This is a genomic window from Halomonas sp. RT37 (genome assembly GCF_040070525.1).
GTDB classification, from domain to species: Bacteria; Pseudomonadota; Gammaproteobacteria; order Pseudomonadales; family Halomonadaceae; genus Halomonas; species Halomonas litopenaei.
The window spans coordinates 877,076-896,433 of the sequence record NZ_CP098827.1 but is presented as its reverse complement, the minus strand read 5'-3'; the positions used below and the strand labels follow the sequence as shown (position 1 = coordinate 896,433).

Below are 19,358 nucleotides of genomic sequence, written 5' to 3'. Positions count from 1 at the left end.
GGCGCAAGGACCTCGACTGCCCTACCTCGACTGCCCTACCTCGAGGGAAGCATCTCGCTGGTCGACCCACCATTCTGCCTCCCCCTGGCGGGCCACCAAGGCAGCCCGCCGACGGGGCGCCAGTTACCCCCCACCTGAGTCAGCCTCAAGCGATTGCGTGCCAGATCCCCGGTAAAGAGGTCCCGAGCCGGACCCGGTGAGCAAGGCTCGGGAGGTGCCTGGGCAAGACCAGGCCATCATTGCTGGCCCGCTGCCTCCCGCGCCAGCCCGGTCAGGGCCTCGGCGATCTTGTCCACGGGCAGCTCGCAGTCCTGCAGGCCGTGGCGCTCCACCAGGTAATGAGGGTCGTTCCACTCGATCACCAGGTGATCTTCCTGCTGGCGAACCAGCATCTTCTGGGGAAGATCCAGCGCGACACTACCCTCGCACTGCATCAGTCGAGTGCCCACCTCGGGCTTGCCGAAGATGTAGGTGCGTGTCGCTGGCAATTCCAGCTCCACCCCGGCGGCGTTGGCCTGGTGGTCCACGCTTGCCATCAGTCCCATTCCCCGTTTTTCCAGCCCCTCCTTGAAGCGAGATTCCACCGCCTCCAGGCTATCGGTCGACGTCAGACTGGCGATACCGCTGTCGCTCACCTCGACCTCGCCCTGCGCCCAGGCCATGGTCGCCATCGATCCTGCCAGCACGCTGCCCAGGCACAGGGTGAACATCTTGCGATAGCACTGCTTCATGATGGAGCTTCCTTTCCAGGTCAATGTGCCTACAGCATGGTCGCCGGTCCCCGACCACCACAAGGGGAAATCTCTCACAATCCGGGTTGACGCTGTGTAAGGTTCAACGCCGGGGCGACGACCCAGTACCCATAGCCGACGCGACTGGGCATAGTGCGCGCAATGCAGCTACACGATGTGCGCACAGGCGATGACCGCCCACACGATTTGGACCTGATGGTTCATATCGTTCATATCGTTCACGTCGTTTCAGCCGCTTCCCCGATTGCCGACGACAGGAGCCTGCATGGCCCGGATTCTTCCCCTTCGCCACCTCGCTGCCCCACCGCCGCGTACCCTGACCTGCGCCCTTGTCTCGGCTGCGGTCCTGATGGCCTCCTGCGCCCAGGCCCAGACCTTCAGCCCGCGCGCCATGCTCGACTGGCCAACCAAATCCTTCGCCGGCGAAACGGCCTACCGACTGGTCGAGCACGATGGCGTCAGCGTGCTCGAAGCGCGCTCCCGGGGGCAGGCCTCGGCCCGCTATCTGGAGCGCGACATCGACCTCGGCGAGACGCCCTACCTGCGCTGGTGCTGGCAGGTATCCGGGGTCTATTCCGGGGTCGACGAACGCACAGAGAGTGGCGACGACTATCCCGCCCGGGTCTACGTGGCCAGACGCACCGGCCTTCTGCCCTGGCAGGTGGAGTCGGTCAACTATGTGTGGTCATCGAATCAGCCGGCAGGCACCAGCTGGCCCAACGCCTTTACCGATCGTGCCGTCCTGCTGGCGCTGCAAAGCGGAGGTGCCAAGGCTGGTCAGTGGGTCGGCGAGGTGCGCGACGTGGCCGCCGACTACCGTCGACTGTTCGGCGCGAGCCCCGACGGCGTCGATGGCCTGGCGCTGATGAGCGATGGCGACAACGCCGGAGGCGACGCCACCGCCTGGTTCAGCAAGATGGAGTTCAGCGCCTCGTCGTCGCCGCCTGTCTGTCCCTGACATCAGCGCTGGAAGACCACCGTGCGCGAGCCGTTGAGAAACACCCGACGCTGCAGGTGCAGGGTGACGGCCCGGGCCAGGGTGATGCACTCGATATCACGCCCTCGGGCCACCAGGTCCTCGGCGGTATCGGCGTGGGTGACCGGCTCCACCCCCTGGGTAATGATCGGGCCTTCGTCCAGGTCATCGTTGATGTAGTGGGCGGTCGCCCCAACCAGCTTGACGCCCTTCTCGAAGGCCTGGTGGTAGGGCTTGGCGCCCTTGAAGCCAGGCAGCAGCGAGTGATGGATATTGATCGCTCGACCGGCCAGGCGTTCGCTCATCTCGCTCGACAGCACCTGCATGTAGCGCGCCAGGATCACCAGCTCTGCGCCACTGTCCTCGACGATCCGCCACACCTCGGCCTCCTGCTCGGCCTTGGTCTCGGCGCTGATCGGCAGATGGTGATAAGGCAGCCCGTGCCACTCGGCCAGCGGCGCCAGATCGGGGTGGTTGGACACCACCGCCTTGATGGCCACCGGAAGCTGGCCGGTACGATAGCGATAGAGCAGGTCATTGAGGCAGTGATCGGCCTTGGAAACCATGATCACCACCGGAGTGAGGCGCTCTGGTGAGGTCAGCTCGAACGCCATGGAGAACGGCGCCGCGCGCTCGGCAAAGGCCGCCTCGAAGGCGCCTGCATCGAACTCGCCCTCCTCGGGAGGGCGGAATTCGGTGCGGATGAAGAAACGACAGGAACTGCTGTCGTCAAAGGACTGCTGCTCGGTGATGTAGCAGCCCTGCTCGCGCAGAAAGCGGGTAACCACGTCCACGGTGCCAAGACGACTAGGACACTGGGCGGTCAGGATCCAGTGGGTCGTGCGCACGGCGCTCACGCTGATCGTCATGTCGTCTCCCCGGCGGTGACGTCACGCTCGACGCCGATGGCGAACTCCTCACCGGCATCGAGCAACCAACGATAAACGTAGTCGGCGAAACTGCGCCGCACCACCAGCTCCCAGCGTCGCTCGTCGGGGCGACGCAGGATGACGCTGGTCTTGGCCAGCACCGTGGTCACCCCCTTGCCCACCGCAAAGTGGCGCGGGTGGACGTCGTAGACCACCGACTTCATCAACAGCTCGCGCAGGGCCTGGTCATCACCGGTCAGCTCGATCACCGTCTGACCGGCGCTGACGTCGGAGAAGGCCACGCTGGCGTCGCCCAGGGCGCTGCGCAGCGCCGTCTCCACGCGAAAGGCGTCACCCTGGGGCAGCACGGCAAGCCACTCGTCGGGACTTAGCCACTGCAGCGAAGCCCTCTCTCCCTGACTGAGTTCCAGCGGACGCGCCGGCAACGACAGCCCCAGCACCGCGCGCACCGCCTCGTCGAGCACGATGGCGCCACCGCGCAGGATCAGATGGTCGTGCTGGCGTTCGCGCATCATTACCCGCGAGTGGGTGCCGGGCGCCGGGCAGCCGACGTGCTCAAACGACCAGGCCAGCGGCGACTCCAGGGGGATGCCTTCGTCCGGGAAGGCATCAAAGGTACGGGCACGTTCTATAGCTTCAGACATTCTGGCGCTCTCCCTTGGGGTCGAGGAAGATGGTGGAAACGATTTCGGCTTCGTGGACCTTGCCGTCGACACAGGGTAGATAGACGGTCTCGCCCATCCGCTGGTGGCCACCCTTGACCACCGCCAGGGCGAAGCCGGTTTCGAGCGTCGGGCTGTAGTAGCTCGAGGTCACGTGGCCGACCATCGGCATGGGAATCGGATGGTCAGGGTCGAGCACGATCTGGGCGCCCTCCTCCAGCACCACCGACGGATCCCTGGGTTTCAGCCCCACCAGCTGCTTGCGGTCCTGGCGCGCGGTGTCGCTGCGGGTCAGCGCCCGCTGGCCGACCCAGGAGAATGGCTTGTCGTAACCCACCGCCCACTGCATGCCCAGATCCTCCGGGGTCACCGAACCGTCGGTGTCCTGACCTGCGATGATGAAGCCCTTCTCGGCACGCAGCACGTGCATGGTCTCGGTCCCGTAGGGTGTCAGGTCGTACTTCTCGCCGTGGGCGAACAGCGCCTTCCACACGTGCATGGCAGCGTGGGCCTGGACGTTGATCTCGTAGGCCAGCTCGCCGGTGAAGGAGATCCGGAACACCCGTGCCGGCACCCCGGCCACCTTGCCCTCACGCCAGTCCATGAAGCGAAACGCCTCGCGATCCAGATCGATGCCCTCGGTAAGCTCGCGCATCAGCTCTCGCGCCATGGGGCCGGTGACGGTCATGGTGGCCCAGTGGTCGGTGACCGAGGTAAAGCTCACGTCGAGCTCCGGCCACTCGGTCTGGTGCCACAGCTCCAGCCACTCGAGCACTCCCGCGGCGCCACCGGTGGTGGTGGTCATCAGGAAGTGATCCTCGGCCAGACAACTGGTGGTGCCGTCATCCATGACCATGCCGTCGTCCTTGCACATCAAGCCGTAGCGCACCTTGCCCACGCCAAGCTTGGCCCACTTGTTGGTATAGATGCGGCCGAGAAACTCGCGGGCGTCCGGCCCCTGGATATCGATCTTGCCCAGGGTCGATGCGTCGAGGATGCCGACACCTTCGCGCACCGCGCGGCACTCACGCATCACCGCCTCGTGCAGGGTCTCGCGCTTGCCGTTGACGGTCCTGGGGAAGTACCAGGGCCGCTTCCACTGGCCCACGTCCTCGAACTCGGCACCCTGCTCGACGTGCCACTGGTGCAGCGCGCTGTAGCGCTCGGGATCGAACAGCGCTCCGCAGTAGCGACCGACGATGGCTCCGAAGGTGACCGGGGTATAGTTGGGCCGGAACACGGTGGTGCCGACCTCGGGAATCGAGCGCCCCAGGCAGCGCGCGGCGATGGCCATGCCATTGATGTTGCCAAGCTTGCCCTGATCGGTACCGAAGCCCATGGCGGTGTAGCGCTTGACGTGCTCGATGGACTCGAAGCCTTCCCGGGTGGCAAGCTCGATCCCGGCGGCGGTGACGTCGTTCTGCAGGTCGACGAACTGCTTGGGCGCCCGCAGGGTCGGCTTTTCGTGGGGCACCTGGAACAGCGCCACCGCCGCACCGTCTCGCCGCGACGCTACCGCCGGCAGTATAAGCTCGGCACTCTCGAAGCCGGCCTGGCTCGCCGCCTCGAGGCCGGCGTCGCGACCTTCCGCCAGCACCTCGGCCAGGCCAAAGGTGCCGCCGGCTGCACCGGCCGCCAACATGCCCCTGGGCAGGTTGGGCACGAAGGCGATCAGGTCGTCGCGCCAGCTCGGCCGCGTTCCGGTATGGGAGGCCAGGTGAATCACCGGACTGAATCCACCGGAACTGGCCAGCGTGTCGCAGTCGAGCGTCTCGCTGGCGCCGGTAACGCGAAAGGCGTCGATATCGATGGTCGCGACCCGCGCCGAGGCGACCCGCTGCTCGCCCCTGGCCTCGACCACTGCAGAGCCCGGCAGGATGCGAATACCGCGCGCCCGGGCAATCTCGACCAGTTCACCGTCGGGGGCGGGACGGGCATCGGCCACCGCCACCACCTCGCGCCCGGCGTCCAGCCAGTCGAGCGCGGCGCGGTAGCCGTCGTCGTTGCTGGTGGAAACCACCAGCCGCTTGCCCGGCACCACACCGTAACGGCGGATGTAGGTGGACACCGCCGAGCACAGCAGATTGCCCGGCACGTCATTGCCGGCGTAGACCAGCGGACGCTCATGGGCACCGGTGGCCAGCACCACCCGAGCGGCCCGCACCCGATGCAGGCGCGAGCGCGACTGACGGCGTCCCTCCACTCGGGGGGCACAGTGGGCCAGGTGCTCGCTGCGCCGCTCGTGCAGGGTGACAAAGTTGTGGTCGTGATAGCCGTTGGCGGTGGTGCGCGGCAACAGCGTCACCTCGGGGTTGGCGGCAAGCTCCTCGAGCACCTGCTCGACCCACTGCAACGCCGGACGATCATCCAGCAACGCCTGCCCGTCCAGCAGCGAGCCGCCAAAGCGCTCCTGCTCATCGCACAGGATCACCCGGGCGCCGCTGCGCGAGGCGGCCAGGGCCGCCGCCAGTCCCGCTGGCCCGGCACCGATCACCAGCACCTCGCAGTGGCGATTGATGTGGTCGTAGATATCCGGGTCGCGCTCCAGTGGACTGCGCCCCAGCCCCGCGCTCTTGCGGATATAGCGCTCGTAGGTCATCCACAGCGAGGCCGGCGCCATGAAGGTCTTGTAGTAGAAGCCGGGGGGCATCAGCTTGCCGCCAAGCTTGCCGATGGTCCCCATCAGGTCGCGCTGGACGTTGGGCCAGCCGTTGGTGGAACGTGCCGTCAGCCCCTCGAACAGGGCCTGCTGGGTGGCACGCACATTGGGCACCTGCTCGGCTTCGGTGTGGCCGAGCTGGACCACCGCATTGGGCTCCTCGGCGCCGGCGGCGACGATGCCGCGGGGACGCGAATACTTGAAGCTGCGATTGACCACGTCCACCCCGTTGGCCAGCAGCGCCGAGGCCAGGGTGTCCCCATGAAAGCCTGAGTACTCCTTGCCATTGAAGGTAAAGCGCAGGGGCCTGCTGCGGTCGATCAGGCCCCCGGTGTCGAGGCGATTGGGCTGGCTCATGCGCGAACCTCCTGGGCGGCGGTGGCGATGTCGCTGTCGTCAAGGGACTCAGGCGCTGACGCAACCACCCCGTCGGGGTTGTCCCGGGTAAAGCGCGGTCGCTCGCCGATGCGATAGGTCTCGAGGATCTCGTAGCTCTGGGTGTGGCGCGTCACGTTGAAGAACTTGCGACAGCCCACCGCGTGGACCCACAGCTCGTGGTGGATGCCGCGGGGGTTATCGCGGAAGAACAGGTAGTCGCCCCACTGCTCGTCGGAGCATCCGGCCGGATCCTCGGGGCGTGCGATGTGCGCCTGTCCCCGGGGATGAAACTCTTCTTCCTCGCGCCACTCGTCGCAGTAGGGACAATGGATATGGAACATGCAAACCTCCTGAAATCAGTGGGCGACACCGGCGGCGCCGTGTTCATCGATCAGCGCGCCGCTGTGGAAGCGGTCGATCGAGAAGGGGGCGGCCAGCGGGTGCATCTCGCCCTTGGCCAGGCTCGCGGCAAACACATGCCCGGAACCCGGGGTCGCCTTGAAGCCACCGGTGCCCCAGCCGCAGTTGAAGTAGAGCCCCTCGATTCGGGTCTTCGACAGGATCGGGCAGGCGTCCGGGCAGGTATCGACGATGCCGCCCCACTGCCGGTTCATGCGCACCCGCGAGAAGATCGGGAACATCTCGACGATGGCCTGCAGGGTGTGCTCGACGGTGGCGTAGCTGCCACGCTGGCCGTAGCCGTTGTAGCCGTCGATGCCCGCGCCGATGACAAGGTCACCCTTGTCGGACTGGCTGATATAGCCATGCACGTGGTTGGACATCACCACGGTATCGAGCACCGGCTTGAGCGGCTCTGACACCAGCGCCTGCAGCGGGTGGCTCTCCAGCGGCAGGCGCAGCCCCGCAAGCGATGCCATCACCCCGGAGTTGCCGGCGGTCACGCAGCCCACGGTGCGAGCCTCGATATCGCCGCGATTGGTGTGCACCCCAAGGATGCGGCCGTCGCGGATCTTGAATCCGGTCACCTCGGTCTGCTGCAGGATGTCGACGCCGAGGGCATCGGCACCACGGGCGTAGCCCCAGGCCACGGCGTCGTGGCGGGCGACCCCGGCACGGGGCTGCCAGGAGGCCCCCATCACCGGGTAGCGCGCGTTCTTCGAGCAGTCGAGGATCGGCACGATCTCCTGCACGCCCCTGGCGTTGAGCACCTCGCCGTCGATGCCGTTGAGCCGGTTGGCGTTGACCCTGCGCTGGATGTCGCGCATGTCCTGCAGGGTATGGCCAAGATTGAGCACGCCGCGCTGGGAGAACATCACGTTGTAGTTGAGATCCCGGGACAGCCCTTCCCACAGCTTCATCGAGTGCTCATAGAGCGCGGCGGCCTCATCCCACAGATAGTTGGAGCGCACGATGGTGGTGTTGCGGGCGGTGTTGCCGCCGCCCAGCCAGCCCTTCTCGATCACCGCGACATTGCGCACGCCAAATTCCTTGGCCAGGTAGTAGGCGGTGGCCAGGCCGTGGCCGCCACCACCGACGATGATCACGTCGTAGGCGGCCTTGGGGGTCGGGTTGCGCCACTGGCGCTGCCAGTTCTCGTGGTGACTCAGGGCGTGGCGGGCCAGCGCGAATCCGGAGTAGCGTTGCATAGGGTGTCCCTCAAAACTCTGGGCTAGAGCGTGTCTGAAAAGTGCCTGGGCGGTCGCTGCGTGCGTCACGACCGCCGGGGGGTCATCAGGCCGGCACGGCAGCGGCTTGCCGAGGGGTCGGATAGACCGGGTGGCGCGTGCATAGCTCGCCGACCCGCTGGCGTACGTCGGCTTCGATGGCGGCGGTGTCCTCGCCACGGGCCAGCACGTCCAGCACATCGCAGATCCAGCCGGCAAGCCGCTCGCACTCTTCGGCATCGAAGCCGCGGGTGGTCACCGCCGGGGTCCCGATGCGCAGGCCCGAGGTGACGAAGGGGCTCTGCGGGTCTCCCGGTACCGCGTTCTTGTTGACGGTGATGTGCGAGCGACCCAGGGCCGCGTCGGCGTCCTTGCCGGTGATCCCCTGGCGAATCAGCGAGACCAGAAACAGATGGTCTTCGGTGCCGCCGGAGACCACGTCGTAGCCGCGCTCGAGAAAGGTCCCGGCCATGGCCTTGGCATTGACGATGACCTGCTCCTGGTAGCGTACGAAGTCCTGGTTCATGGCCTCGCGGAAGGCCACCGCCTTGGCCGCGATGACATGCATCAAGGGGCCGCCCTGCTGGCCGGGGAAAACCGCGCCGTTGAGCTTCTTGTACAGCGCCTCGTCACCGCTGGCCGACAGGATCAGGCCACCGCGCGGCCCGCGCAGGGTCTTGTGGGTGGTGGTGGTGACCACGTGGGCGTGGGGCAGCGGGCTTGGATAGAGCCCGGCCGCCACCAGACCGGCGACGTGGGCCATGTCCACCAGCAGCCAGGCGCCGACGCTGTCGGCGATGGCGCGAAAGCGGCGCCAGTCGACCACCTGGGAGTAGGCCGAGAAGCCAGCGACGATCAACTTGGGGCGATGCTCGTTGGCCAGACGCTCGACCTCGGCGTAGTCGATCTGGCCGGTGGCCTCGTCCAGACCATACTGCACCGCGTGGTAGTGCTTGCCGGAGAAGTTCGGTGCCGCGCCATGGGTCAGGTGGCCGCCGTGAGCCAGACTCATGCCGAGCACGGTATCACCGGGGGACACCAGCGCCATGAAGGCGGCGGCATTGGCCTGGGCGCCGCTGTGGGGCTGCACGTTGGCGTAGTCGGCGCTGAACAGCGCGCAGGCCCGCTCGATGGCCAGACGCTCTACCACGTCGACGTGCTCGCAGCCGCCATAGTAGCGCTTGCCGGGATAGCCCTCGGCGTACTTGTTGGTCAGCTGGGTGCCCTGGGCCTCCATCACCGCGGGACTTGCGTAGTTCTCGGAGGCGATCAGCTCCACATGATCCTGCTGGCGAACGACCTCGTCGGCGATGGCCTCGGCGATCTGCGGATCGAACCGGGACAGTGACGAGCTGGACAGATGAGCGCTTGGCATGGGGTATCTCCGATAATGGCGAAGCGCCTCTTCGCGGCCGCTTTCGCCTGGTCGATATTGTCGTTGTGATGGCTGACGAAGACGGGCAGTCCCCCGCCTCCAAGGTAAGCCGCTATCCCGGCGCCGATATTCTGGAAACGACATCGGCGTCGCCGTCAGGGACATCGACGCTGCCCGGACCGGCCCAGACGGGCCCAGACTGGCAGAGCCCGGCCCAGACTGGCCCATACAGGCAGAGGCCGGCCCAGACGAGCGCAGGTGCCCGGCGGGATAAGGTCATTGAAGCCGAGCGGCTCCTTCAAAACTTGAACAAATGCGACAGCTTTGTTGGACGCAGGCATGAGCCGAGCGCCGTGGACGAGCGCTTGGATGACGTTGCCAGCGGCACGATCAGGGGAGCTATCAGCGGCACTATCAGGAGCAATATCAGGGGCAATTGCGCCAGCGGGGGGCGCTCAGCGATGCCCCAGGCGTGCACCGACATGCAGAAAGAAGGGGTCGACGCCGGCCTCCTCGCGACCGACGGGATCGCGACGCAGACGTGAGGGCGACTGTCCGAAGGCGCTGCGGAAGTGGCGGGAAAAGTGGGCGGTGTCGGCGAAACCACAGCGCTCGCCGATCTCGGTGACGCTATGGTCGGTGAAGTACAGAAGCCACAGACCGTAGCGCAGGCGCAGGTCACGGGCGAACTTCTGCGGGCCGACACCGAAGGCCTGGCGAAACTTGCGCTCGAGCCCCCGACGCGAGGCGCCGGCGCGCGTCGCCAGCTCATCCACCGACAGCGGCTCGCCCAGATGCTGCTCGAGAATTGCCACGGCACGACGCACGATGCGGTCCTCGATGCGATCGAAGACCACCGGCTGGGGCTGGGAGTGGTCGCCGCTTCGGTGGCCGTCCAGCAGCATGATATGCAGGCTCTTGCGTGCCCAGGCGCGTCCCAGGTGGCGCTCCACCAGATAGGCGGCCAGGTCCGCCGCCGCAGCACCACCGGCACAGGTCAAGCGGTCGCCATCGTCGACATAGAGGCGGTCGGCCACCGCGCTGACGGCGGGAAAACGCCGGGTCAGATCCAGGTGGTGGTACCAGCTGACGCAGCAACGCCGCCCCTCCATCACACCGGCCTGGATCAGCGAGTAGACCCCGGTGCACACCCCCACCAGCGGCACGCCCAGCGCTGCCGCATGGCGCAGATAGTCGAGGGTGCCGCCATCTCGCTCGGGGCGGTTTCGCTCGAGAGCCCGTCGTTCAGGGCTCGTTCGCTCAGGGCTATCAGCTTCCTCGCCTTCCCCCAGCACCCCGCCGATAACCACCAGGTAGTCGAACTGGCGGGGATCACAGAAAGGCTGCCCATGACGCCCCCCTATCGGCTCGCAGGGCGAGATCACCGCACCACAGCTTGACGCAACCTCGGCGCCATCCTCTGACAGAAAGCGCCAGCGGCAACGTAGCTGACGACTGCGATCGCCCTCGTCGGACGCCAGCCGCAGGCAGTCGACGAAGGCAGCAAAGGGCAGCAAGGTAAAGCGCGACAGCAACACAAAGCCCACCGACAGCGCCGGCGTGAGCGGCTCGCCGCCAGAGACATCGGCGTGCCCTTGCTGTGCTGACGATGGTGCCGGCGATGGCCGTGATGGATGGAGCGGGTGCAGGGGCGAGGATGGCATGGCGTCCAAATACCAGCAAAAATCAGACTCCAGCCTAACCGAATTTCTCACGGCCCTCCTATTTATCAACGCCATACGGAGTCACCTGCACCGGACGGTTACACCACTGCCGCGCTGGGTAGCCCACGACCCGCCTCCGCCGGGAGCCACCGCCGCTACCAGTCCACCGTGACGTTACCCCTGGGCCGACTGCAGCAGGACAGGATGAAGCCCTCGGCCACGTCCTCGTCGGTGATGCCACCGTTGTGTTCCATGTCCACCTCGCCGGCGACCAGTGGCACCCGGCAGGTGCCGCAGATGCCCATGCCGCAGGCCTTGGGAATATGCAGTCCGAGCTTTGAGGCCGCAGCGTGCACGGTCTCGCCCGGCTGGATGCGCACGCTCTTGCCCGCCGAGGCGAATTCGACACAGTGCATGTCGGCCGCCACGAGCTCCTCGGCCTCTGCCTCGGCCTGCTCCGCCAGCTCGTGGACGTCTTCCTGGACGTCGACCGGCGTGGCACCGAAGGATTCCTCGTGGTAGCGACTCATGTCGAAGCCACGCTGGGTCAACAGACGCCTGACCGCCGACATGAAGGGCGTGGGCCCGCAGCAGAAGACCTCTCGATCCAGAAAATCAGGCGCCATCAGCTCCAGCATGGGCTCCGACAGGAAGCCGCGGAAACCCGCCCAGGCCTGGTTCAGCTCGTTGTCCCGTTCACACACGATATTCAGCCGGAACTCGGGAATCCGCGAGAAGATATGCTCAAGCTCACGGTGAAAGATGATGTCCCTGGGGGTTCTGGCGCAGTGGATAAAGGCCAGGTCCACCGCCGCATTGGTATCGAAGAACCAGCGGGTCATCGACATCAGCGGCGTGATGCCGACACCGCCGGAGAGCATCAGCACCTTGTCGGCGGTATGGTCGATGCAGTTGAAGTCCCCCACCGGACCGTGCACCGCCAGCTCGTGGCCCACGTCCATCTGATCATGCAGCCAGTTGGAGACGCGCCCCCCCGGCACCCGCTTGACGGTGATCGAGAAGCTGTAGGGGATGGAGGGTGAACTGGCGATGGTATAGGAGCGGAAGACGCACTCGCCGTCGATCTCGAGCTCCAGAGTGACGAACTGCCCCGGCTTGAAGAAGAACATCACCGGCTGCTCGGCCATGAAGCAGAAGGTTCGGACGTCCCAGGTCTCCTGGATGACCTTGACGCAGCGCACGACGTGGCGGCCATTGGCCCAGGTCTGGGTGGTCACCGGATTGAGAAAATTCGTCACCATGGCGGTTTCGCTCGCAGACAGTCGGCGGTTCACCCAGGCCCCGAACCTCGTTCGAGGCCTGGTCATTGAGCGCATTCTGCCCCTCGCGCCTCGCACGCCACTTGTCTGATCGCGACATCAGCATACTCGAATCCTCCGGCCACGCTCGCTGCAGCGACAAAGAGGTCGCAACGGCATCATCTGGTGTCGCCACCAGATACCCAGGGTCCCCACCCTTGCCCCAGACTGCGCAGCATGACAACCGCGACGCACGCCAGCTGCCAGCTGATAGCGCCGCTAATGCTTTCCCCTGATCCATAGCGGCGCCCCTTACCATGGGCCACCGCGCCCATCGACACCGCATCTATCGCATCACGAGGAGTGCACCATGGAGCCCATCGCCCATCTCAATCTGGAGGATCCCCTGGGGGACGCCCGTCGTTTCGCCCTGGAGACGATGTCACATCACCCCTTCGGCTTCTCGTTGCCGCAGCCGTTCTACAACGATGAACGACTGTTCCAGCTCGACATGCAGACCATCTTCGAGCGCGAGTGGATCTTCGCCGGCATGAGCTGCGAGATTCCCGCCAAGGGCAACTTCATCACCCTCGACATCGGCCATAATCCGGTGGTCATCGTGCGCGGCGATGGCGACGCCATTCACGCCTTTCACAACACCTGCCGCCATCGCGGATCTCGCCTGTGCTCCACCGAAAAGGGCAAGCTGGCCAAGCTGGTGTGCCCCTACCATCAGTGGACCTACGAGCTGGACGGACGCCTGCTGTTCGCCGGCACCGAGATGGGCGAGGACTTTCGACTCGAGGACTACGGACTCGCCCCGGTCGCGCTGACCGAAGCCGGCGGCTACCTGTTCGTCAGCCTCGCCGAGAATCCGCCGGACGTGAGCGACCTCAAGGCCATCTTCGACAGCTACCTGAGCTTCTACGACATGGCCAACCTCAAGGTGGCCGTGACCACCACCATCGAGGAGCAGGCCAACTGGAAACTGGTGCTCGAGAACAACCGCGAGTGCTACCACTGCAACGGCTCTCACCCGGAGCTGATCAAGTCGCTCTACGAGTTTGACGACACCGAGGACCCCCGTGCCACGCCGGAATACCGCAGTCTGGTAGCACGCAAGCAGCAGGAGTGGGACGGCCTCGGCATCCCCTGGAAGATGAGCTGGGCGGGAGGCAAGCGCAATCGCCTGACCCGCACCCCGCTGGTCGAAGGCACCGTGTCCATGACCATGGACGGCAGGGCCGCCTGTCGCCGTCCGCTGACCCACCAGGGCATCGAGGACATGGGCTCCCTGCGCATCCTGCATCTGCCCAATAGCTGGAATCACTTTGTCGGCGACCACGCCGCGGTGTTCCGGGTGCTGCCGCTGGGTCCCCAGCGCACTCAGGTCACCACCAAATGGCTGGTCCACAAGGATGCGGTGGAGGGTGTCGACTACGACGTCGAGAACCTGAGCCGAGTATGGGACGCCACCAACGCCCAGGACCGAAGGCTTGCCGAAGAGAACCAGCGAGGCATCAACTCCCTGGCCTATCGCCCCGGCCCCTACTCCCCCACCTACGAATACGGGGTGATCGACTTTATCGACTGGTACCGCACCACCTTGGCAGCCAACCTGGGCAGCAGCCCAGCGCTGAGCCTGGCCAGCGGCTAGGGCCTGTACGAAAAGTCGACGAGCGAAGGTTAGACAAGGCAAAAATCGGTGAGAAAGCGCAGTTTACGGGGTGTAAATGAGCATTTTGATCCGATTTTTAACGCCGTATTACCGAGCGCAGGCACTTTTCAGACAAGCCCTAGGGCCTGGCGGAAAAGCCCCTGCGCTTGTCGACATTGCGGCCCCCTGGGTGTCTCTCTGTCACGGCCTGGTGTCCGACCTGCTGACATAGCCCGCTGACATAGCCCGCTGACATAGCCTGCTGAAACGGCCTGCCGTCATCGCTTGCCCTGAAGCCAGCCCAGGTGTCGTCTTCAAGACGACACCTGGGCGGATTTCAGGACTCGGCGGTCGCTCAGCGTCGGCGCGCTTCCGCCCCAATCAAGTCCTGCCGATCCATCGGGACCTCCTGCTGCGGCGCCAGATGGGGGCGACGCAGCAGGCCGGCAAGCTCCCGGAAAGGCACCGGTCGAGAGAACAGATAGCCCTGGAAGGTGGTGCAGCCCAGGTCCTTCAGGGCGGCACATTGATGCGGTGTCTCGACCCCTTCTGCCAGCGCCTCGAGGCCCAACTCCTGGGCCAGGGTGATCACGCTGCGACAGACCGCGATATCTCGTTCACTGTCCAGGCACTGGGCGACAAAACCACGATCGATCTTGATCTTGTCGATGGGCAGGGACTTGAGGTAATCGAAGCTCGAGTATCCCTTTCCGAAGTCATCGATCGCCGTGGTGACCCCGCGGGCCGCCAGGGCCCCCAGTGTACGAGCCACGCGTTCCTGGTCATCCAGCAACATGCCTTCGGTGATTTCCAGCTCCAGACACTCGGCATGCAGGTGGGTCTGATCCAGCGTCTGGCACACGCTCGATAGAAAATCCATGCGATGAAATTCCAGCGGTGACAGGTTCACCGCCACCCGCCCCGGCTTGAGTCCACTTCGCCACAGGCGCTTGGCGTCGTAGCAGGCCCTGCGCATCACCCAGCGCCCCAGATCGATGATCTGGCCGGTTTCTTCGGCCAGTGGAATGAACTCCGACGGTGAGACCCAGCCGAATTCGGGATGGGACCAGCGTATCAATGCCTCCAGACCGGTGATCCTGCCCTCGCCATCCACCTGGGGCTGATAGAACAACTGCAGACGCTGCTGTTCCATGGCAATACGCAGCGCGTTGCGCAGGGTCACATGACGCCCGGGGACACCGTCGAGGGTGCGTGTGAACAACTGATACTGGTTTCGCCCGCGTTGCTTGGCCTGGTACATGGCCAGATCGGCCTGCTGGATCAGCCGTTGTGGCGACAGGGTGGTCCCGGTGTCCAGCAAGGCGATCCCGATACTCGCGGATATCTGCAGCTGGAAGCCGTCGACGCGGCAGGGTTCACGCAACTGGTTCAGCAGACGCTCGGCCACCGCGATGGCCTTGTCCTTGCCACCGATATCCACCAGCACCAGCACGAATTCGTCCCCGCCCAGACGCGCCAGGGTATCCGAGCGTCGCTGCCCTCGGCTCAGGCGTTTGGCGACCTGTATCAGCACGCGATCACCGACCTCATGCCCCAGGCTATCGTTGATCGGCTTGAACGCATCCAGATCGATGAACAGCACCGCCAGCCCCTGCCGATGACGTGTCGCCAGGGCTACGTCGTGCTCCAGTCGGTCGGCCAGCAGGGTGCGATTGGGCAGACCAGTCAGGGCGTCGTGGGTGGCCTGGTGGGCCAGCATCTCTTCCTGAACCTTGCGCTGACTGACGTCATCGACGATGCCGATGTAGTGACTTACGCCTTCGCGGAGCGCATGCACCGGCGAGAGCGTCAGGTCGTACCAGCGACCGCCTCCTCCTCCCTGGCTGGCCAGCGCAGTGACCGAGCCCGGCTGCTGGGTCTTCATCCAGTGACAGATCTCGGCTTCGGTCACCGGGTCCAGACACATGGTCCTGGCAAGCTCACTCGCCAGCAGTCCGGTCACCGAGGATGCCGAAGCATCCAGCATGCGGCACAGAGCAGCGTTGGCATACATCACGGGGCAGCCCCTGGACTGGGCGTCGAAGATTACGACCCCATTGCTGCTCTCCCTGAGACAGTGCTCCATGATCGACAGCCTGGCTTGCTCCTTCTGACGCAGACTGATGTCGGCGAAACTGGCGAAAAGGCCCACACAGGCCGCCCCCACCCGGACCTGCTGCAGGCGTATCCTGAAGGTAGAATCCGCGATCGAGCACTCGAACACCACGGACCGCTGTCGCCCGGTCATGACATTGTCGAAGTGCTTCATCAATTCATCGGGCGCATCACCGCATCCCAGCAGTCGACTGGCTACCTCGGTGAAGGGTCGAGCGATAGCCTCCCCTGCGCTGTCACCCAGAGCTTCCGTGGCAGAGTCGTTGAGCGCACCGATCAGGCCCGAACGTCGAACCTGCAGCATCGGCACGGGGTGTAGTCCGAACAGGGAATGAAACTCCTGTTCACGCGTCGCCAGCGAAATCGCCTGCTCTCTACGCAATCGCGCCAGCGCAATCCAGGTCATCAGTTGATAGGTGACAAAAAGGCCCAACGCCAGCAACAGCGCCGGCAATAGCACCCACTTGAGCGACAGCGGCTTCGATGCCTGAACCCGCAGCAGCGTGCCGCCAGCCAGGGCAATATCGTCTCGCATTACGCCGGCCAGCCTGCCGCGCTCGACCCAGACCTCGCGGGCACCATGATCCAACGCCTCTGCCGGGCGGAGCCCCAACAGCGACAGGTTCGCCGTCAGTCCTTCACTCATATGCTCAAGCCACAGCGTCGTGTCGACCAGTACGACCAGCCGGGGGCCCGCAGCACCGAAGCTGTTGACCTCTAGCAGCGCCGCGCCTTTGCCCGGAATCCACCAGCGCATGGCCTCGTTCTGACGCTGTTCGAGCCAACTTCGAACCTCGTGCAACGCCAGCATTTCTTCGAGTCGAGACGTCGCCCCACCACCGTCAGCGGGGTTCCAGCGCAATGCGCCCCTGTCCTGCCACCAGACGTAGGCAAGCACCTCTCCCCGGGCTGCGGGACCGGTGGGTTCCGGCGACCCTCCTGCCTGGGTCAGTGGAAGGCTCCATTCGCTCCAGCCCAGGCGGTAGCGTTCTTCCCAATTGGCGATGCGCTCACTCAAGGTATCCAGCTGCGTGCTCAGATCCTGTTTCAGATCGAGCGAATAGAGGTGGTAGCCCCCAAAGCCCACCAGCATGCTGAGACTGGTGCCGATAAGCCCGACCTTGATCACCCTGGGCGCCAGCCGTCGCAAGTTCAAGCTGCGCTGGCGGGCGAACAGCCAGAAGATGACGCCATAGGTAAACACCATGACGGTGCCAAGCGGCCGGGACTCGAACAGTATAAGGCGCCAACGAGGGGCATCCTCCGTCGTCCAAAGGATCGAAAATCCCAGCGCACCAGCCACCATGCACACGATTCCCAGGGCCGCGTAGCGCCTGCGCCCGACGCCTCGACCGTGCCACAGACAGAAGGCGAACAGCAGCATCAGCAGCATCAGCAGCAACGACATTGCCGGCAGCGCCTCGAGGCTCACCTGACGATTGACTTGATCAAGCAGCCATAGCCCTTGTCCCAGGCTGTACCCCAGCAGCGCCAACGAGGCCAGCCGCCTGACACGATCACAGCCGATAACCAGCGCCAGAATACCGAGCGTCGCCAGCAACGACGCCACCGCGCCCCAACGGCTGAAAGTCAGAAGATCGAACAGGAACAATGAGGACGAGGAGGAGGCGAACAGGGTATGCAGGGCCATCAGGGCCCCGAAGGTCAGCACCACCAGCAGCAGTGGCGGAAAGCCCAGACTCCGCTCTTCCTCGGACTTCCAGTCACTCATCGGCCGGCCTCAGTGGTGAAGGAGCGTCCAGATGGGCGGCGCAAGCCTCCTGGGCGAACGCCTTAGATCAGCCCGCCTCAGGGGAAAGCTGCACAGATTTGTCTCCCTGCTAATTATCCTGCACAAAATGTCGCTACGACTCTCAGTAACTAATTCGTAATTTAATGTAAGAAAAAAGCCACAAGCTAAGCGCCGTGGCTTCACATTCTTATCGCGGGCAAGTCCTGACGGCAGACTTTGTGGCAACCACCACCCTACCTGCAGACACACCAGCAGGCCCGATGCCCCCTGCGACATGATGACGGACAGCATCTAGGCACTACCTCGCAAGCGACAGCTCGCAAGCCGCCGCTCGCCACCCGCGAGAAAGATCAGCCTGTGGGTTTCAATGAGCGCCGTCGCCGGACGACAGCTCCAGACCCAGGAAAAGCTCCACCAGGCCGGTGAAGCAATGGGGAGAAATACCGGTAATCTCGTGGATGCGATCCAGCCGATAGCGCAGAGTGTTGCGATGGACATGCAGGGCATCGGCGCAGCGACTCAGGTTGCCCTCGTGCTCGATCAGCATTGCCAGGGTCTTGAGCAGACGCCCATGGCTGTCGGCGCCACGGATGCGCTCGACCGCCTCGCGCAACTGCTCGCCTTGCCAGCCATCGTTCAGTGGCGACAGCAGCACCGGAAGGCGCAGCTCGTCGTAGTGATAGGTCATTCGCTCGGGAAACTGGCGCTTGCCGATCGCCAGTACCTGCCGGGCGCTCTCGTAGGACAGGTGGAGGTGGCCGGGTGCATCGAAGGCACGCCCGACGGCGACCTTGACCCCGTGAATATCGTGGCGTGCCAGTCGCGCCAGCAGGGCTTCGATAGCCCCGTCGGGGCCTGGGTGTGCGCCCTGCCTGCGCTGTCCAGCCTGATCCATCACCGGCTGGAGCACCAGAGCGCGATGGGGTGACACCTGGGTGACCAGGCTGTCGTGGGCCAGAAGGTCCATCAATCGCTGCATGGCGTCCAGATCTGCACTGGGCGATCCTCTGTCCAGTTCGATCAGCACCGCCAGTCGCTGACAGGCGACGTCGATCCCCAGTCGCTCGGCCCAGTCATGAAGTTGCTCGGAAGAAAGCTCAGCGTTGACCCATGACAGGATAAAACCTTCCCGGTGGCGCTTGGCCCACTCAAGCTGACTCAGCATGTCGGCCTGTTCGACCAGCATCTCGGCGGTCACCTTGACCAGCCGCGCCGCCTGACGTACCTGCGATGGCGGACCGGTGATACCGAGCACTCCCACGGTCTCGCCGGCGCACTGAAGCAGCAGATTGATGCCCGGTCGCGCCCCCTTGAAGGCATCGACGTCATGCTCGGATATCTCGAGTCCATTGCCACGCTGAAGCGCCAGCATTGCGCCATCGTGCAGGGTACCCAGACGCGAGTGATCACCGCTGGCGATGATCACCCCGCGCGCGTCCATCACGTTGATGTTGGCGTCGAGAATATCCTGGGTCTTGTCGATGATCTGCTGTGCGAGCTCAGCGCTCAGAATCATGGGGCCACCTGCCGCCGCTGGCGAAGAACGCCATCTTCGCCTTGCGACTGAGCGGCTGCAAGCCGGCGGTCTAGCCT

The 19,358-nt window shown here is 64.9% G+C and carries 13 protein-coding genes; 2 read left to right on the top strand and 11 right to left on the bottom strand.

The annotated features are described in order from the left end of the window. Nucleotides 1-236 precede the first annotated feature (236 nt). A complete protein-coding gene (locus tag NFG58_RS04075) occupies nt 237-731 on the bottom strand; it encodes a DUF302 domain-containing protein (protein WP_231498455.1) in 495 nt (164 codons plus the stop codon). A 286-nt stretch (nt 732-1,017) separates the two neighbouring features. On the opposite strand from NFG58_RS04075, the gene NFG58_RS04070 reads away from it, so the two are divergent. After that, nucleotides 1,018-1,710 carry a DUF3047 domain-containing protein gene (locus NFG58_RS04070; RefSeq protein WP_108131362.1) on the top strand — a complete coding sequence of 231 codons (693 nt, stop codon included), beginning with the start codon at nt 1,018-1,020 and terminating at the stop codon, nt 1,708-1,710. Nucleotides 1,711-1,712: 2 nt separating this feature from the next. Here the strand turns inward: NFG58_RS04070 and purU are convergent, their stop codons facing one another. The 8 genes from purU to NFG58_RS04030 form a co-directional block, all read right to left on the bottom strand. Further along, complete coding sequence (gene purU, locus NFG58_RS04065; RefSeq protein ID WP_108131361.1) at nt 1,713-2,597, bottom strand: formyltetrahydrofolate deformylase; 885 nt, start codon at nt 2,595-2,597, stop codon at nt 1,713-1,715. After that, the gene (locus tag NFG58_RS04060) at nt 2,594-3,262 is read right to left on the bottom strand and encodes a sarcosine oxidase subunit gamma family protein (RefSeq protein ID WP_108131360.1); all 669 of its coding nucleotides are present in this window, start codon (nt 3,260-3,262) and stop codon (nt 2,594-2,596) included. Before NFG58_RS04060 ends, purU begins: the two co-directional genes overlap by 4 nt. Next, nucleotides 3,255-6,296, bottom strand: coding sequence for a sarcosine oxidase subunit alpha family protein (locus NFG58_RS04055; protein WP_348827638.1), 3,042 nt, complete (start codon nt 6,294-6,296; stop codon nt 3,255-3,257). Before NFG58_RS04055 ends, NFG58_RS04060 begins: the two co-directional genes overlap by 8 nt. Next, complete coding sequence (locus NFG58_RS04050) at nt 6,293-6,658, bottom strand: sarcosine oxidase subunit delta (protein WP_108131358.1); 366 nt, start codon at nt 6,656-6,658, stop codon at nt 6,293-6,295. Before NFG58_RS04050 ends, NFG58_RS04055 begins: the two co-directional genes overlap by 4 nt. Nucleotides 6,659-6,673: 15 nt before the next feature. Next, nucleotides 6,674-7,924 (bottom strand): sarcosine oxidase subunit beta family protein, encoded by a 1,251-nt coding sequence (locus NFG58_RS04045; protein WP_108131357.1) that lies wholly within the window; start codon nt 7,922-7,924, stop codon nt 6,674-6,676. Nucleotides 7,925-8,009: 85 nt separating this feature from the next. Next, nucleotides 8,010-9,317, bottom strand: coding sequence for a serine hydroxymethyltransferase (gene glyA, locus NFG58_RS04040; protein WP_108131356.1), 1,308 nt, complete (start codon nt 9,315-9,317; stop codon nt 8,010-8,012). Nucleotides 9,318-9,772: 455 nt separating this feature from the next. Beyond that, nucleotides 9,773-10,981 carry a GlxA family transcriptional regulator gene (locus NFG58_RS04035; protein ID WP_108131355.1) on the bottom strand — a complete coding sequence of 403 codons (1,209 nt, stop codon included), beginning with the start codon at nt 10,979-10,981 and terminating at the stop codon, nt 9,773-9,775. Between the two features lie 155 nt (nt 10,982-11,136). Further along, nucleotides 11,137-12,243, bottom strand: coding sequence for a hybrid-cluster NAD(P)-dependent oxidoreductase (locus tag NFG58_RS04030; protein WP_108131354.1), 1,107 nt, complete (start codon nt 12,241-12,243; stop codon nt 11,137-11,139). Between the two features lie 367 nt (nt 12,244-12,610). Between NFG58_RS04030 and NFG58_RS04025 the strand changes: the two genes are divergently transcribed. After that, nucleotides 12,611-13,897 carry an aromatic ring-hydroxylating dioxygenase subunit alpha gene (locus NFG58_RS04025; RefSeq protein ID WP_108448114.1) on the top strand — a complete coding sequence of 429 codons (1,287 nt, stop codon included), beginning with the start codon at nt 12,611-12,613 and terminating at the stop codon, nt 13,895-13,897. A gap of 355 nt (nt 13,898-14,252) precedes the next feature. Here the strand turns inward: NFG58_RS04025 and NFG58_RS04020 are convergent, their stop codons facing one another. Continuing rightward, nucleotides 14,253-17,744 carry an EAL domain-containing protein gene (locus NFG58_RS04020; RefSeq protein ID WP_348827637.1) on the bottom strand — a complete coding sequence of 1,164 codons (3,492 nt, stop codon included), beginning with the start codon at nt 17,742-17,744 and terminating at the stop codon, nt 14,253-14,255. A gap of 385 nt (nt 17,745-18,129) precedes the next feature. Continuing rightward, nucleotides 18,130-19,281, bottom strand: coding sequence for a sugar diacid recognition domain-containing protein (locus tag NFG58_RS04015; RefSeq protein ID WP_348827636.1), 1,152 nt, complete (start codon nt 19,279-19,281; stop codon nt 18,130-18,132). Nucleotides 19,282-19,358: the final 77 nt, after the last annotated feature.